The organism is Lunatimonas sp., from assembly GCF_020832325.1.
Taxonomy (GTDB): domain Bacteria; phylum Bacteroidota; class Bacteroidia; order Cytophagales; family Cyclobacteriaceae; genus Lunatimonas.
This window is the reverse complement of sequence record NZ_JAFIEU010000013.1, coordinates 47903-62284: the sequence shown is the minus strand read 5'-3', so window position 1 is coordinate 62284 and position 14382 is coordinate 47903. Positions and strand designations below refer to the sequence as shown.

The window sequence follows — 14382 nt, the reverse complement described above, 5'->3', positions numbered from 1 at the left end:
GCTAAGTTTCAAGTTTAGCATGGACCTTTTTTCCTAAGAAGCACGAAATGCCAGTTTGTAAACAATATCTGAAGCTCTACCTACTACTTTTTTATTGTTCTTTGTATGGGCCAAGAAATTTGTCTCCATTGAAATGCACTAAATGGTCAGGATTATCTGCTATCCATACTTCTGTCTCCCAAGCTATCTCGGTCATAAATTGCCTGAACTTTGGCCTGTTCAAAAAGGCTGTTACAAAAACAATATCAGCATTGCAGTCCTTAGTAAGTTTTTGAAGTTGAATTAATCTAAGCTCACTTATCGGACCCGAAGAGTGAACGGCTTCTATCAAATAGAGCCAATTCTTTTTCTTTGAATAAGCAATTACATCTGGTAATTCTTCATGTGAAATCTCAAAGAAATTCAGTTCTTGAAGTTTTTCCGTTTCTAGATAAAGATATTTGTCAGAAGTATCTCCAACGTAAAGAACTTCTGCACCGTGTCCATATCTTGGCAAAAAATCTTCTATAACTGCTTTTTGTAAGTCGTTGTGTTCTCCTACCGAAAAAGTCAATACACCACCTGATGGAAGTGTAACATTAACTCTCGCGATTTCTCTTTCCCTTTTCAGTTTTTTGCTTAACGGCTCAATATTCTTCAATTTTTCAAAGACCATTTTCTCCCAATCCTTTGAACCAAAATTCCTTAGAAGTTCAGCATAAGTTGGATTTATCGAGTAGCCACGTGTTGAGTCGTTGGTCGCTGAATTTGGGCTTGATTGCAAGACTATTTCTGCAACTGTGAGTAGTTTTAGGTCTTTTCTACGAATGTCATCATAAGAACCTGAACTTATATTTTCCGCAAAATGATTGTTAACATAAACGATGATGTCTCTTGTTTTAAGGGAGTATCCGCTGTTTAAATCTTTTGTCTTTTTGAAGTCAGCAATTTTCTTAATATCGCCACTTGCTAAAAACGCAATTGCCATTCTTTCTAATCTTCTTGCAGTGGCGTTTAAAGGAATCCCAAAAGTGTCAAGGATGTAAAGCGTGGTATTTATCAGTTCCTGAACCTGTGGTGTTTTTTCACGAAAGGTTTTTGATTTATCGGGACTGATATACTGCTTCATTCTCAAATAATTTAAGTTGCTCGTGTTCTGTGATGATATAATTGTTTTCGGCTTCTCCAATCAAATGATTTTTGATGTTTAAAGCCAAATGATATGCAAAATTTGGGGCAACAGCATTACCAATTTGATTATATTGATGAGTTTCTGTACCTGAAAACTCGAACCAATCAGGAAAACTCTGTAGTCTTGCAGCTTCCCGAACCGTGATTCTTCGCCTGCGACCATCTTTTAATCTCACTCGGTGCATATCTCCAGTTGCACCTGCTAAATTCCTACAAGTCAACGTTCTTGCTGGTCTGTCTAAATATAAATCTCTTGGATTAATACATTTTGATGCTTTTTCATAATTTGCAACATACCTGTCCATTGACTCCGTAAAAAACTTAGAATCTTCATCAAATTGAAAGGCGAGTTCTCCTAACGCTTGACCTGCTGTCACTTTTCGGTTTACCTTTCCCGGAAGATTTATTTTTTGCTTTGAGCCTATAACAATGACCCGTTCTCTATTTTGTGGTACTTCAAAGTTAACAGCATTTAAAAGTGCATAGTTTATATGATATCCTAAACTCTCAAGTTCTTCAATCACTTCTCTTAGATACCATTTGTTTTTGTAAAGCATTCCCCTAACATTTTCAAAAAGCAACACTTCTGGGTCAAGTTGTCTTATTGCTGACAAAAAAATTGGAAATCCGTCTCTTGAATCTTTCAAGCCGAGTTGTTTTCCACCTACACTAAAAGGTTGACAAGGAGGACCGCCTATAACAATGTCAGCTTTAGGGTATTTTGTATCAATTGTCAACTTTTCGTTGAAGCACTCACCAATTAGGTTTTTATTGTACGTATTGGTTGCCTGTTCGTCCATTTCATAGCCTACAGTTTTAAATCCATTTGCCTCAAAACCAAGAGAAAGTCCACCACAACCCGCAAAAAGGTCAACCACTGTTTTATTCAAATTGGTGTCAACCCAAGGTTTTAACTTATTGTTTATTTCTTCCCAATATTCCATGGTTCAAAGGTACGGTTTTTTGCTGTGGTTACGGTTGCATAGCATTGAAGGCAACTTGATTAACGGCGCTCCCGACCGAGCGGTTCATCTAACTTACGCCGTTGCTGCTTTGCCTTCATATTTTTCAATTGAGAAAACGCAATGAACGATAAACTGACACCAAGTAACATCGAGCTAGTTGAAGTGAGCGTCCATTCACCGGTGGCCTCTCCACCAACTAACGAATACAGAAAAATTCCGAAAGCGCCTCTCGCACACGTTAGCAGAACACCTAAAACCAGTCTTTCTTTTCCCATTTTTCTTAAAGTTAAGGAATAACGAAGCATTTCACATGATATACCCCTGAAAAGAGACGTACTAGCTGCATCCACTCAGACAGCAATTCACCAAGCTCATCCAATAGGCCCTGCTGGGACCACGGCTGATTCGGACCCGTTATACCAAATGCCGCACCTGCCCGACTTGATGTGCTCTTGGTTTTTTTAGGTAAACTTGAACCTGTCATTAAAGATAACGCCATCTCACTGAAATAAAATTTCAGTCACCTGCTTTTTTGTCTTTACGCATCGTGTATCTTGTCAATTCCCGTTCAAGCTATCACGGATTGGACAGCACAATCCTTCTATATGACGTCAAGGATGGTAAACCGGTATCTTCCACTTCCAAGATAATGTGTAGCTCCCTGCCTTTAAGATCCGGCATCGAAAACCGTATTTCATCCGCGTGGGGAGCCGGAAGCTGAAGGTCCCCGCCAGCACCACCGGCCTCCCGGTAAACCCACCAATGGTATCTCAACGCATCTCCGTCTGGATCATGACTTCCCTTTGCACTCAAAACCACCTCGGCCCCAACCGGTACTTTGGCCGTTGCCAAGGCTTTGCCCTCGTTTCCATTGAGCACCACCACGGGATTATGGTTGGCACCTGTAAAAACATCGGCTATGTTCCAATCCATGCGGGCGGCAAAGTCGTGCTGATATGCTTTTCGGTAGCGCCAGATAGTGGTCTGATTCGATGCCTCGATGCGTCCGTCGGTCAGGCGCACTTCGTCCTGAGTATGCACCGATGAAGTCCAAATACTACCTGCCTCTCCAAAAGACCTATACCGCTCGTATCTTCCTCCCCATCCCCCGTAGGCGGGGCTTTTATACCAAGCCAGTCCGTTTTGGATCAACCCTAAAAAGGAAGGGGTATCTCCCTCCATGATGTAGTCCGAGGGTAGGTAATTTTCCCCCAGTGGGCCGTGTCCTTCCATCACATGTTCCCGCAACCAAGGATTGTCCACCAACTCAAAATAGTACCCTGGCCCATTTTTATACCAGCGATCACCCGATATCCCTGTCCAGGTGGCCTTGTAATACTCCCGCCAATTGTCCCCCGCGCTGGCATCCACGATATAAAAAATCTCGGGGAATTCCTGTCGGATCCAGGGTCCTGCAAAATCCTGATCGGAAATCGCGTAAACACGTATTTTCTCCACGAAACGCTTCACCTCTTCCTCTGAACGAGTTTGACGCACTTTCCAAAGGGCCTGAGCCAGGCAGTTGGCCCCACCCCAGACCGATACCCAAAGCGGTCTGGGATCTGAGCTATCTACTGCGGCGATCAGCAAGTCGGAGCCGGGGGAGTCTTTGCCTTCTCCTACCCCATCCATGCTGTATAGCGGCAAATGTGACCGTACCACACCGAGCAGTTCGGCTTCATTGGGATATCCTTTCGCATGGATATCCAGGTTTTTCTTGACCTTCCCGTAGTCCCGAATCAATTGTTCGATCTTATCCTGACGGGTTTGATTGCGGAGGTGGGTGCTGGTGGTGGCTACGATGCCCTCTATGTCCATTTCGTTGGCATAAACCAACAGGCGCACCAAAGATTGCTGGTCATCGGGCTCATTGGTGATGTCCGTCAGTACAAACACCCGCTGCTTTATGGGCTCTTCAAATGCTAGCCGAGTCTGGCCATTAACCCCGCCGACCAAAAACAACAGGCAAATCAAGAAAACAAATCGGTGAATCGTCGTCATAGTTAAATCGTTTGGAACTGTATCTGTAGTCTGCCAAGCAGCTATTGCTTGACCTAATCGAGTATATCTTCCAAAAGCTGCGCATAGGCATCGGCATACTGCTGCATGCCCCAATCGGTGGGATGGGTACCGTCCACAGTTGCATCCATGGAGAGACCAATATCTTCCTTTGACAGATAATAGATTTCCTCCACCCCTTCTCCCAGCAGTTGGGTATAAATATCCTGGGACCAACGGTTTACCTGCTTAACCGCCAACTCCCGCTCCCGATCTGTAAAGGAATCGGAATACCCCGCGTGTTCCACCAATACAACTGGCGCATCTGGATGTGCCTCTTTCAGGTTTAACACGGCAGTCTTTAAGCGGGATTTCACATCCTCCTCAGTCCAATTGGTAGGAACCAAATTGGGAAGGCAATCCAAGATATAGACAGCGGCTGGAATCTGCTGTATATAGTCCAAGACCTCAGTCTCCAAGCGTCCGTTACCGGAAAACCCCAGGTTGATAACTTCCCGGCCCAGCAGTCTGCCCATAATAGCCGGCCACGCCATACCTGGACGGGAAGCACAAGCCCCCTGAGCAATGGACGTCCCATATACCACGATGGGCAAGCTAGCTTCCCTTCTGGGGAGTAAATCCAGTTTCGAAGAGGATGCTACTCCGACCTGCAATTGATCCACTCCGTTATAAAGTGGTAGATACAGACGATATTTCCGGGCAGCTGAAGGACCTGGATTGATTCTGAAGGTGTATGAAACGGTATCCTTAAAGGAATAACTCCCCCGGACCCATTGCCAGTCGCCATCTTCGGCCAAAACGTACAAATCCAATCCGCTTACCCCGGTGGCCGACATGTGGGGCATTTCAAGCCGGCTGGACGTTGGGATCAAACGGGCCTGTATTTCCGAAGCGTCGGTCATAAACTGTATCTCCAGCCCGGCCGAATGGCGGGAAAGATTCCACACGGCGTCTCTGATCTTTCCCTCCGCATCGGCTGGGAAGCGGTTATACCCTATCCCGCTAAATCCTTGGGCATGAACTAAGCCAGGCATCTCGGCCGGATCCACCCAAGTGAACGGTTGTTGTGCATAAGAAAAACCGGATAAAAATACAGCAAACGTCAAAAAGGCAAAACCTCGCTTTATATTCATGTAGATCGTGGAAAATAAGATAGATGGAACAAGTTCGGTGATTTCTAGGAGAAAATCAAACCTAGCAAGAACAGACCTTCATACCATACGGGAATTGAATCCTCGCTACCCGTTGGATACCTGTATGCATCGTTACAACCTCCGATTCAATCTGACTGGCTCTCAAAAAATTTGCTTTTCAGCAACGTTTCGATCAAAGCGGTTTGTTTTGTCTGCCAATTTTTGGGGTAATTTTCCAAGGCGTTTTTGGCATGCATTTGTGCCCTTTCGGAATCGCCAACCTTGTCGTAAACTACAGCCGCTAAAAATTGATTAAAATAATAGTCTCCCATTTTCAATGATTTTTCCAGGTATTGCAAGGCTTTGTTTTCATTTTCAGCCGGAAGGTGAAAGTCCGCCCACCCTACAGATTTTGGGTCAGAAAAATCAAGATAACCAGGCAGCTCTAATTGATGATAAGCCAACACCGTGGCCGACAGCATTTCTAAGGAGCGTTTGGTCTTGGGATACATCCTGTTATTAAAATACGTGCTAAAAAATAAGGGAACCTGTGTCTTTTGCCGTAGTCCCTTTTTCGCAGCCCGCGTTAGTCTTTTCTCCATATTTCTACTACCATTAAAAAAATAGGTAATTTCACCCTGCGGGTTTAAAAAGAAAAAATTGGGAGACACAAAATAATTCGACAAGACCGATTCTTCGTTATTTTCCAGTACAACATGGGTGCTGTCAATACCTAAATGCATAAGTTCACCAATCGATTGTGCATTTAGTCCATCCTTATGACCGTATGCCACATTGATGAACCGAGCATTCATAAATTCGCCGATCTCCCGGTTTGTCCCCAGTCTTTGATAGGTCATCATAGAATACCCGCAGTGGGTAGTTCCGAACAAAACAAAGACATGCTTTTCATCTTTTTTTGCTTGCTCCAGCGCTTCTTTGAGCGAGATTGCCTTAAAATCTATACCCTGGCCCCTTAAGGTGAAGGCCATCATTAAAAATACAATTCCAATTTGTAGAACCCTTTTTATCATCATTCACCCAGTATTGTGCCTCAAAAAAATCCCCCTCGCATCAATCGGAGGGGGATTCCATAAAAAACCTCAAACTTTTCAATTCCAAGTTAGGACCTGTCAGCCGTCGGCTTAAGATCGGTTAGACTGGCGATTTTTACCGGTGCATTGCGCTCTATGCTTCTGCGCGCGGCCACTCCGATCAGCACCGACATCACACCATCCCTGATACCGGCAGAATGCTTGTAGGGATCCTCTGCATCCGGATTTTTGAAAATTTTATCGTGAAGTCGACGATCACCACCGCCGTGGCCACCCCGCTCACTCACCACATTGACGAACTGAGGCTTTTCAAAATTCTTATGCACCACCAGAGGCTCTTGATTCATATCGTCCAGGTTTTGGTTCATCTCCGCAGCGTGCAGGGCTTCCTGATCCAGGTTGTCTTTGCTCATAAAGGGAATATCCAACCAAGCATCAATGCGCCCGTTTTGCCCGTTGAAAGAAACCTTCCAACCCTCGTAGGGGCTGTACGTAGTTAATGAATAGTTCACTACCGCTTTATTGGCGTATTTAATCTGAGCTGACATCTTATCGTGTATATCGATTTCATGACGGTACACGCAGCCATCCCGGGTATAGCCGTCATGGTGTTCGTTATTTACGTACAGATTCATGTCGTGGCGACTCTTTGTCACGTCCCAGTAGTACTGGCAATTCGACTTATGCGCACAGGACCTGCAACTCTTTCCTCTGAAGGGTCCGTTGCTACCGTAATGCTCTAGGGCGCCATAGGCAAACACTTCCTCCGGATCGGAATCCAGCCACCAGTTCAGCAGGTCAAAGTGATGGGTAGCTTTGTGTACCCAAAGCGATCCACCGTTTTCGGTCACACCATGCCATCTTCTGAAATAAGAAGCCCCGTGGTGAATATTCAAGTACCAGTGGAAATCCACGGAGGTGATTTCTCCCACTTCCTTATTTTGAAGCAACTCTTTTATCTTGGTGATATACGGGCTCCAACGGTAGTTGAATCCTACTATCAGGTTCTTGTTGGACTTTCGCTCCGCGTCCAGGATTTGCTGACACTTGTTTTCGTCGGTTGTCAACGGCTTTTCTGTAAGCACATCACAGCCAAACTCCAATCCCTTGATGATAAACTCGTGGTGAGTAGAGTCTTTGGTGGTGACGATCACCAAGTCAGGCTTGGTTTTGGTAAGCATTTCGTCAAAATTAACAAAAGTAGGGCAGCTGACTCCCATATACTGCTTGCTAAAGGCCAAACGCCCCGGATTTATGTCACTAAGACCTACAAACTCCAACAAATCTCCGTACTGCTCCACCAGTCGCTTACCCCAAAACGAAATACCGCGAACACCGGTGCCCACAAGCACCACGCGCATTTTTCTGTTCATGCCAAAACCTGTCAACGGTGCAGCCAACGCCGTACCTGCTGCCAGCATGCTCACAGAATGGAGAAATGATCTCCTAGATAACTTACTTTCCATGGTTGGTTATATTTATTAATTGCTTGTTACTTGACGATTGATCGATGCGCAGGAAATCTGCGCAAACGATTGCATGATAGGCAGAATTTCGGTTTTTGTCAACAAAAAAATATTTCCTATCAGAACCTCCCGAACCGTTGTTGTGAAATCAAATAAAAATTTAATTTCCTATAGATTCCTTTATTTCATAAAAACCCATCATAAAGAAATATTTTTCGATTAATTCAGATTTTTATTCTACTTTCATGCGTGATCGATTCCCCGCTACGCCCACCCTTATTTATAATCGTTTTTAATAATTTGCCTGAGCGCATTCCGTATTCCAACCTGATTTCCTTATATTGTTGGCTGGGATTGTCAGTAGAAAATTCAGCCAATTGGGGGTATAATCCCGATAATTTTAGCACCATGGCCCTGCTGAATCCGACCAAACAGCCCCAAAGAGAAGATAATCCGTTTATTATCAAGCCTTTCAAACGATTGGGCTTATTTAAAATTTCACCCTAAAAAACCAATAAATACACATGCAAAAAATTAGATGGGGAGTACTGGGCGCCGCAAAGATCGCACGCGAAAAAGTGATACCTGCCATGCAGGGAAAGAAAGAATATGAGGTGATCGGCATCGCCTCTAGAAGCCTGGAAAAGGCCAAGGCCGCCGCGGATAGCCTAGGGATTCCCAAACACTACGGTTCGTACGAGGAATTGATAAACGATCCAGAAATTGACGCAATTTACAATCCCCTGCCAAATGACCTACACATATCTTATACGCTAAAGTGCATCGAAGCGGGCAAACACGTTCTCTGTGAAAAACCCCTGGCCTTGGAGGCGGAAGATGTGCAATTACTGATCCGCGCAAGGGATAAAGCGGGCGTTAAGGTAGGAGAAGCATTCATGGTGGCCTCCAATCCCCAATGGAAAAAAGCGAGGGAAATCATCGCTAGCGGAGAACTGGGGACACTGCGGGCCGTTCAAGGCTTTTTTAGCTACTACAACCGACAGAAAGACAATATTCGAAACATCCCTGAAAATGGCGGAGGGGGTGTATGGGACATTGGCTGTTACCCGGTGTTCACCTCCCGATTTGCGTTGGGCGAAGAACCCCAACGATTGGCCGCATTGCTCGATTTTGATCCCGAATTTGGGACTGATCGGGTCGGTTCTGTCATCCTGCAGTATCCTTCTGTGCAAATGACCTTTTCCATTAGTACCCAGCTAGTACCCTATCAACGGATGATGTTTTATGGGGAGAAAAAAGCGCTGGAAGTGCGTATACCCTTCAATGCTCCCATTGATCAGCCCAACGAACTGCATATCCACCACGGGGATATCGTCGGACACCACGTGGAAGTGGTCAAACTGCCGGTCAGTGACCAGTACACCGAGCAGGCGGAGGAGTTTTCGCGGGCCATTCTTCAAGACACCGAGGTCCCGGTAAGTTTAGAGTCTACTTATCAGAACACGCGGATTCTCGAGGCAATCTTTCAAGCCGCCAAAGAAGAGCGCTGGATTAACTTGGGATAAGCTATCCTTCTGTCGCTGCATACACGTGGCGGCCTTCTACAAAGGTATGTTTCACGCGGATGTCGTCGTCAAAAACGACGATGTCCGCATCCTTACCCTCCGCAAGAGACCCTTTGCGGTCCTGAACCCCCGAAATCCTGGCAGGCGTCGTACTCATCATACGGATAACCTGAATAAGGGGAACGTTTCCCTCCTGCATCATCGTTCGTACCAGCCGATCACAAGTAGCCACACTTCCTGCAAACGAACTGCGATCGGGCAACTTGGCCACCCCATCTTCAACGATAACCGACAAGCCATTCTCTTGGTGTCCCAACACACTTTCTGTGGAAGAGGTCCCCGCCGCACGCATGGCATCGGTGATCAGCGCAATCTTATCCGGGCCTTTTACTTTGTAAATAAGCTTTAGAAAAGGCGCAGGCAAATGTACCCCATCCCCTATTACTTCCACATCTAGTTCATCCAGCAGCAGGGAGCTTTCAATCACTCCCGCAAAACGAAAGGCATTTCTTCGGGTCACTCCCGACATCCCCGAATACAAGTGGGTAGACAGGGAGTAGCCACTTTCCACGGCTGCAACCACTTCTTCGTACACCGCATCGGTATGAGCAATGGCTGCCAGTATGCCGCATTCCCGCAGCCTGCGACCAAAGGCCAAGGCACCCTTTCTTTCGGGGGCAGCACTCCAGCGGTTGATCAAGTGTGCCTTTTCCAGTATGGGCTCGTATTCCTTGGGATCCGGGTCCCGAATATAACGAGGATCCTGCGCTCCCCGCTGATTCATCGCAAAGTACGGTCCCTCCAGATGGAGCCCTAGAAAGGCTGCTCCTCGTTGATTTTGCGCCAACGCTTGCTCGTAAACTTCTAAGGTATGAAACAAATGGGCAGATTCACTGGTAAGCGTAGTCGGAACCATAGCGGTGGTGCCGTATCTAGCATGCAACTCGGCAATTTGAAGGAAACCTGACACCTCTCCATCCATGAAGTCACACCCGCCTCCACCGTGAACGTGGATATCGATAAACCCTGGAGAGACAAATTCACCCATTGCATCCAACTGAGGAATATCTGGTCTTAACTCATTGTTCCGGTCAATTTGGGCTATCTTACCATCCTTTACCCACAAACTAGCCTTCGGCAAAATTTCAAAGGGGGTGATAATCTTACCGTTAATAATCTGAAAATCCTTGCTCATTACCTGTTCGTTGAAGCTTGCGATTGTATTACTGACAAAAGTATACATTTTATCGATTTCGGTTGGCATTTGTCAGTAGGTAACTCCATGCTGTAGAGCTCCCTGAACGTTCAATGGAAAACATTCACAAAATTTAACTTAAAAAAAGATTTCTTTTAATTGGTAAAACCATAAATTTGTGTTCCAACAATTACGTTGTCTTCCTTTATTGTTGGAATTAACCTACTAACTTACGTGAAACCCCGCAGGCTGTGTCTGTGGGGTTTTTGCTTGCAGTCTCCAAGATAGCGGAGCGGACAAAAAACCGATAGCTCAGATGCTGGGCAGGCAATAAAAAAGGCTCTCCCGGATGGTTCCTCCAAGAAAGCCTGTGTTGATTTATCTGTGCGTAGATTCCAGCAGCCGGATCAGCCCAGGCCATCTACCACGCCGCGGTAGTAGCCTACAGATTCTGAAATCCCTTGAAGTGGGGTTTTCATATCCTTTTCGTACTCCAAACTTACCTTGCCACTGTATTTCACCTTGCGCAGCATGGTTACAAAAGCAGGAATATCAATAACGCCCCTGCCCAATTCGCAGGTTTTTCCTTCCGCTGCAGCGGCAGTCACATTCTTCAAGTGAATATCGAAAATTCGGTCTTTGTACTTCTTTAGATCGGCAATGGGGTCGTGGCCATCACGGATATTATGTCCCATATCGAAACAAAGCCCTATACGTTTGTCCAGATCCTTGATAAGGTTCACCGTTACTGTAGCATTGGGATACAGCTTATCCTCTGGACCGTGATTGTGGATCGCAAACCGGATATTGTATTCCTTAACTTTTTGGTCCAAATAGGGCAGATCCTCGTGCAGTGGGATACCCACGATCAAGTCCACGCCTACTCTCTTCGCATAGTCAAAAGCCCTATCCATTTCCTCTCTGGTGCGGCAATAGATCGGGCCTACTGCATAGCCGGTCACGTTGGATGCAGCCAATTGCGCATGAAAGGCTTTGATAGTCTCTGCATTGGCGTCTAGTGGAAGATGAAAATCTTTGATACACAGGTAGTTTACCTCCAATTTTTTAATCATCTCCAAGGTTTCTTCCAAGTTGAAATGAACAAACGTATAGCCGGCAAAACCAAGGTGGAAAGGGTCATTTTTGGTGGAGGCCTCCGCAGCTGCTATTGAAGGGGTAGAAGTAATCGCCGCACCTGCAACGACACCCATCAACCCCTTCTTCATGAAATTTCTTCGGGTATTGCTTTGTGACATGGTGTTTATTTTGGTTTATTATTTATAGATTTTTATCAGGTTTGCCCTGCGACCTTTTACAGAAGCTTCCGCAAGATAGAGGGTTCTCTTAAAAGTTGGATGGTTTTTAAACAAAAATTGTGTTTTCTTTACACCAGCAGAATCAAACAGACAACCAATCGATTTATCCGGACATGAGACCATATATACTTGCAGAAACCAACTGGAAAGCACTAAAAGAAGAAACTATCGAACTGGCTGTGTTGCCTTGGGGTGCCACGGAGGCCCACAACTATCACCTCCCCTATGGGACAGATGTTTTTGAAGCAGATGCCATTGCAGCCGCTTCGGGAAAAATCGCATGGGAAGCAGGTGCCAAGGTGATGATTCTACCCACGATTCCCTTTGGCGTAAATACCGGACAGGCAGATATCTATTTAGACATCAACCTGAACCCCAGTACCCAACTGGCCATCTTAAAGGATATCGTCGCTGTGCTGCACCGACAGGGAATCCCCAAGCTACTTATTCTCAACAGCCATGGTGGCAACGACTTCAAAACCATGCTCCGCGAGATCGGGCTACAGTACCCGGATATGTTCTTCAGCACCTGCAACTGGTTTCAAGCCATGGATAAGACACAGTATTTTGACGAAATGGGCGATCACGCGGATGAAATGGAAACCAGTCTGATTCAGCATCTGCACCCCAATTTGGTGCTGCCACTGGAAGAGGCGGGCGAAGGGAAAGAGAAAAAAACCAAAATCACCGGAATACGCGAGGGATGGGCCTGGTCGGAACGCAAATGGTCCTTGGTCACCGACGATACCGGTATTGGCAACCCCAAGTTCTCCACACCGGACAAAGGAGAGCGCTTCCTAAAGGATGTAAGCCAAAAACTCGGCCAACTACTCGTCGAAATCGCGGCCACAGACATCCAAAACCGGTATGAATAGAACACTCTTAACCACAACGAAAATGCGAAAACTCATGTATCTGGCCCTACTTGGAATACTTCTTAGTCAAGGTAACTTAAGTGCTCAAGAGTTTACAAGACAGGACACTCTTCGTGGATCTGTGACGCCGGAACGTGCCTGGTGGGACTTGGTATACTACGATCTGGACATACAGGTGGACCCGGATGCGCGGACGATAGCTGGTAAAAACACCATCTATTATACGGTACTAAGCCCCAAACAAGTTATGCAAATTGACTTGCAGGAGCCTATGGAGATTGAGGCGTTTGTGCAGGACGGAAAAAAATTAACATACATTAGAGAAGGAAATGTATATTTTGTTCAATTGGAAAAAAACCAGCGCATCGGAGATTTGAACGCCTTGGAGGTATCTTACGGGGGCGTACCGGTGGTAAGTACCAATCCCCCTTGGTCCGGCGGAATCACCTGGTCTACGGACAGCAACGGAAAACCATTCATCGCCAACTCCAACCAAGGAGATGGCGCCAGCCTGTGGTGGCCCTGCAAGGACCACATGTACGACGAGCCTGATAGTATGCAAATCAGTGTGAGAGTACCTCAACCTCTCATGAACATTTCTAATGGCCGGCTAAGAAAGGTGGTAGAGCATCCCGACAATACCCGGACATTTCAGTGGTACGTGGACAATCCCATCAATAACTACGGAGTAAACATCAGCATAGCCGACTATGCCCAGTTTGGAGAAATCTATCAGGGCGAAAAAGGGCCCTTAACCCTTGACTATTTTGTCTTGCGGGAAAACCTGGAAAAAGCCAAGGAACATTTCAAAGATGCACCCAAGATGATGCGTGCATTTGAATATTGGTTTGGCCCCTATCCGTTTTACGAAGACGGGTTTAAGCTTATCGAAGTACCCTATTTGGGCATGGAGCATCAGAGTGCTGTTACTTATGGTAATAAATACCAAAAAGGGTACTTGGGAAAGGACTTTAGCGGAACTGGCTGGGGGATGACCTTTGACTATATCATCATCCACGAGGCGGGACACGAATGGTTTGCTAACAATATTACCTACAAAGACATCGCCGATATGTGGATACACGAAAGCTTCACCACCTACAGCGAAGGCCTTTTCGTTGACTACCACTATGGCAAGCAAGCCGGGAACGAATACCTGATAGGTGCCAGGCAAGTAATCCAAAACGACAAACCCATCATTGGAATCTACGACCTCAACCAACGCGGGTCAGGAGATATGTATTTCAAGGGAGCAAATATCCTCCACACACTCCGTCACTGGATAAACGACGATGAAAAATGGCGGCAAATGCTCCGACTGATGAACCGAGAATTTTACCATTCTACCACCACTACGCAAGAGGTAGAAAACTTTCTCATTCGGGAAAGCGGTCTGCCGCTTGGGCCATTCTTTGACCAATACTTACGTACAGCCGATATTCCTACGTTAGAATGGAAAACCGAAAACGGAAAGCTTGCCTATCGCTGGACAGAAACGGTTGAGGGGTTTTACATGCCTATACGCTTGGTGCAGGAAGAAACCATACACACGCTTCACGTCCTAAATGAATGGCAGGTAACCGACCGAGTGGATCCTCAGGTACCGTTTGAATTAGATCCAAACATGTACATCTTTGAAAAAAATACCCGGTGATCACCAAA

General features: G+C 45.9%; 13 protein-coding genes. 3 read left to right on the top strand and 10 right to left on the bottom strand.

Features of this window, described 5'->3' with window-relative positions; genetic code table 11:
• Window positions 1–91 precede the first annotated feature (91 nt).
• The 7 genes from JJU34_RS04495 to JJU34_RS04465 form a co-directional block, all read right to left on the bottom strand.
• Window positions 92–1108: a BsuBI/PstI family type II restriction endonuclease gene (locus JJU34_RS04495; protein ID WP_228691129.1), complete on the bottom strand. Its 1017-nt coding sequence runs from the start codon at window positions 1106–1108 to the stop codon at window positions 92–94.
• Window positions 1083–2114, bottom strand: coding sequence for a DNA cytosine methyltransferase (locus JJU34_RS04490; protein ID WP_228691128.1), 1032 nt, complete (start codon window positions 2112–2114; stop codon window positions 1083–1085). Before JJU34_RS04490 ends, JJU34_RS04495 begins: the two co-directional genes overlap by 26 nt.
• A 59-nt stretch (window positions 2115–2173) precedes the next feature.
• The gene (locus JJU34_RS04485) at window positions 2174–2410 is read right to left on the bottom strand and encodes a hypothetical protein (RefSeq protein ID WP_228691127.1); all 237 of its coding nucleotides are present in this window, start codon (window positions 2408–2410) and stop codon (window positions 2174–2176) included.
• Window positions 2411–2711: 301 nt separating this feature from the next.
• Window positions 2712–4136 carry a nucleoside hydrolase-like domain-containing protein gene (locus JJU34_RS04480; RefSeq protein ID WP_228691126.1) on the bottom strand — a complete coding sequence of 475 codons (1425 nt, stop codon included), beginning with the start codon at window positions 4134–4136 and terminating at the stop codon, window positions 2712–2714.
• A 53-nt stretch (window positions 4137–4189) separates the two neighbouring features.
• Window positions 4190–5287: an SGNH/GDSL hydrolase family protein gene (locus tag JJU34_RS04475; protein WP_228691125.1), complete on the bottom strand. Its 1098-nt coding sequence runs from the start codon at window positions 5285–5287 to the stop codon at window positions 4190–4192.
• A 146-nt stretch (window positions 5288–5433) separates the two neighbouring features.
• Window positions 5434–6324: a thioredoxin family protein gene (locus tag JJU34_RS04470; protein WP_228691124.1), complete on the bottom strand. Its 891-nt coding sequence runs from the start codon at window positions 6322–6324 to the stop codon at window positions 5434–5436.
• A gap of 86 nt (window positions 6325–6410) precedes the next feature.
• Window positions 6411–7808 carry a Gfo/Idh/MocA family oxidoreductase gene (locus tag JJU34_RS04465; RefSeq protein WP_228691123.1) on the bottom strand — a complete coding sequence of 466 codons (1398 nt, stop codon included), beginning with the start codon at window positions 7806–7808 and terminating at the stop codon, window positions 6411–6413.
• A 524-nt stretch (window positions 7809–8332) separates the two neighbouring features.
• On the opposite strand from JJU34_RS04465, the gene JJU34_RS04460 reads away from it, so the two are divergent.
• Complete coding sequence (locus JJU34_RS04460; RefSeq protein WP_228691122.1) at window positions 8333–9334, top strand: Gfo/Idh/MocA family oxidoreductase; 1002 nt, start codon at window positions 8333–8335, stop codon at window positions 9332–9334.
• A gap of 1 nt (window position 9335) precedes the next feature.
• Here JJU34_RS04460 and nagA read toward each other — a convergent pair whose 3' ends face one another.
• From nagA to JJU34_RS04445, 3 genes are all read right to left on the bottom strand, one after another.
• The gene (nagA, locus tag JJU34_RS04455) at window positions 9336–10529 is read right to left on the bottom strand and encodes an N-acetylglucosamine-6-phosphate deacetylase (RefSeq protein WP_228691248.1); all 1194 of its coding nucleotides are present in this window, start codon (window positions 10527–10529) and stop codon (window positions 9336–9338) included.
• Between the two features lie 217 nt (window positions 10530–10746).
• Window positions 10747–10950 (bottom strand): hypothetical protein, encoded by a 204-nt coding sequence (locus tag JJU34_RS04450; protein WP_228691121.1) that lies wholly within the window; start codon window positions 10948–10950, stop codon window positions 10747–10749.
• Window positions 10937–11785 (bottom strand): TIM barrel protein, encoded by an 849-nt coding sequence (locus JJU34_RS04445; protein WP_228691120.1) that lies wholly within the window; start codon window positions 11783–11785, stop codon window positions 10937–10939. The genes JJU34_RS04450 and JJU34_RS04445 overlap by 14 nt, the downstream gene beginning before the upstream one ends.
• 173 nt (window positions 11786–11958) lie before the next feature.
• Here JJU34_RS04445 and JJU34_RS04440 point away from each other — a divergent pair, with 173 nt between their 5' ends.
• Both JJU34_RS04440 and JJU34_RS04435 read left to right on the top strand, forming a co-directional pair.
• Window positions 11959–12720, top strand: a complete 762-nt coding sequence (locus tag JJU34_RS04440) for a creatininase family protein (RefSeq protein WP_228691119.1) — start codon at window positions 11959–11961, stop codon at window positions 12718–12720.
• Between the two features lie 22 nt (window positions 12721–12742).
• Window positions 12743–14374 carry a M1 family metallopeptidase gene (locus JJU34_RS04435; protein ID WP_228691118.1) on the top strand — a complete coding sequence of 544 codons (1632 nt, stop codon included), beginning with the start codon at window positions 12743–12745 and terminating at the stop codon, window positions 14372–14374.
• Window positions 14375–14382 lie beyond the last annotated feature (8 nt).

Bases quoted from the DNA above. Each gene is read 5' to 3' on its own strand.
- JJU34_RS04495 (WP_228691129.1), bottom strand. From the start codon at position 1,108: ATGAAGCAGTATATCAGTCCCGATAAATCAAAAACCTTTCGTGAAAAA.
- JJU34_RS04490 (WP_228691128.1), bottom strand. From the start codon at position 2,114: ATGGAATATTGGGAAGAAATAAACAATAAGTTAAAACCTTGGGTTGAC.
- JJU34_RS04485 (WP_228691127.1), bottom strand. From the start codon at position 2,410: ATGGGAAAAGAAAGACTGGTTTTAGGTGTTCTGCTAACGTGTGCGAGA.
- JJU34_RS04480 (WP_228691126.1), bottom strand. From the start codon at position 4,136: ATGACGACGATTCACCGATTTGTTTTCTTGATTTGCCTGTTGTTTTTG.
- JJU34_RS04475 (WP_228691125.1), bottom strand. From the start codon at position 5,287: ATGAATATAAAGCGAGGTTTTGCCTTTTTGACGTTTGCTGTATTTTTA.
- JJU34_RS04470 (WP_228691124.1), bottom strand. From the start codon at position 6,324: ATGATGATAAAAAGGGTTCTACAAATTGGAATTGTATTTTTAATGATG.
- JJU34_RS04465 (WP_228691123.1), bottom strand. From the start codon at position 7,808: ATGGAAAGTAAGTTATCTAGGAGATCATTTCTCCATTCTGTGAGCATG.
- JJU34_RS04460 (WP_228691122.1), top strand. From the start codon at position 8,333: ATGCAAAAAATTAGATGGGGAGTACTGGGCGCCGCAAAGATCGCACGC.
- nagA (WP_228691248.1), bottom strand. From the start codon at position 10,529: ATGAGCAAGGATTTTCAGATTATTAACGGTAAGATTATCACCCCCTTT.
- JJU34_RS04450 (WP_228691121.1), bottom strand. From the start codon at position 10,950: ATGGCCTGGGCTGATCCGGCTGCTGGAATCTACGCACAGATAAATCAA.
- JJU34_RS04445 (WP_228691120.1), bottom strand. From the start codon at position 11,785: ATGTCACAAAGCAATACCCGAAGAAATTTCATGAAGAAGGGGTTGATG.
- JJU34_RS04440 (WP_228691119.1), top strand. From the start codon at position 11,959: ATGAGACCATATATACTTGCAGAAACCAACTGGAAAGCACTAAAAGAA.
- JJU34_RS04435 (WP_228691118.1), top strand. From the start codon at position 12,743: ATGCGAAAACTCATGTATCTGGCCCTACTTGGAATACTTCTTAGTCAA.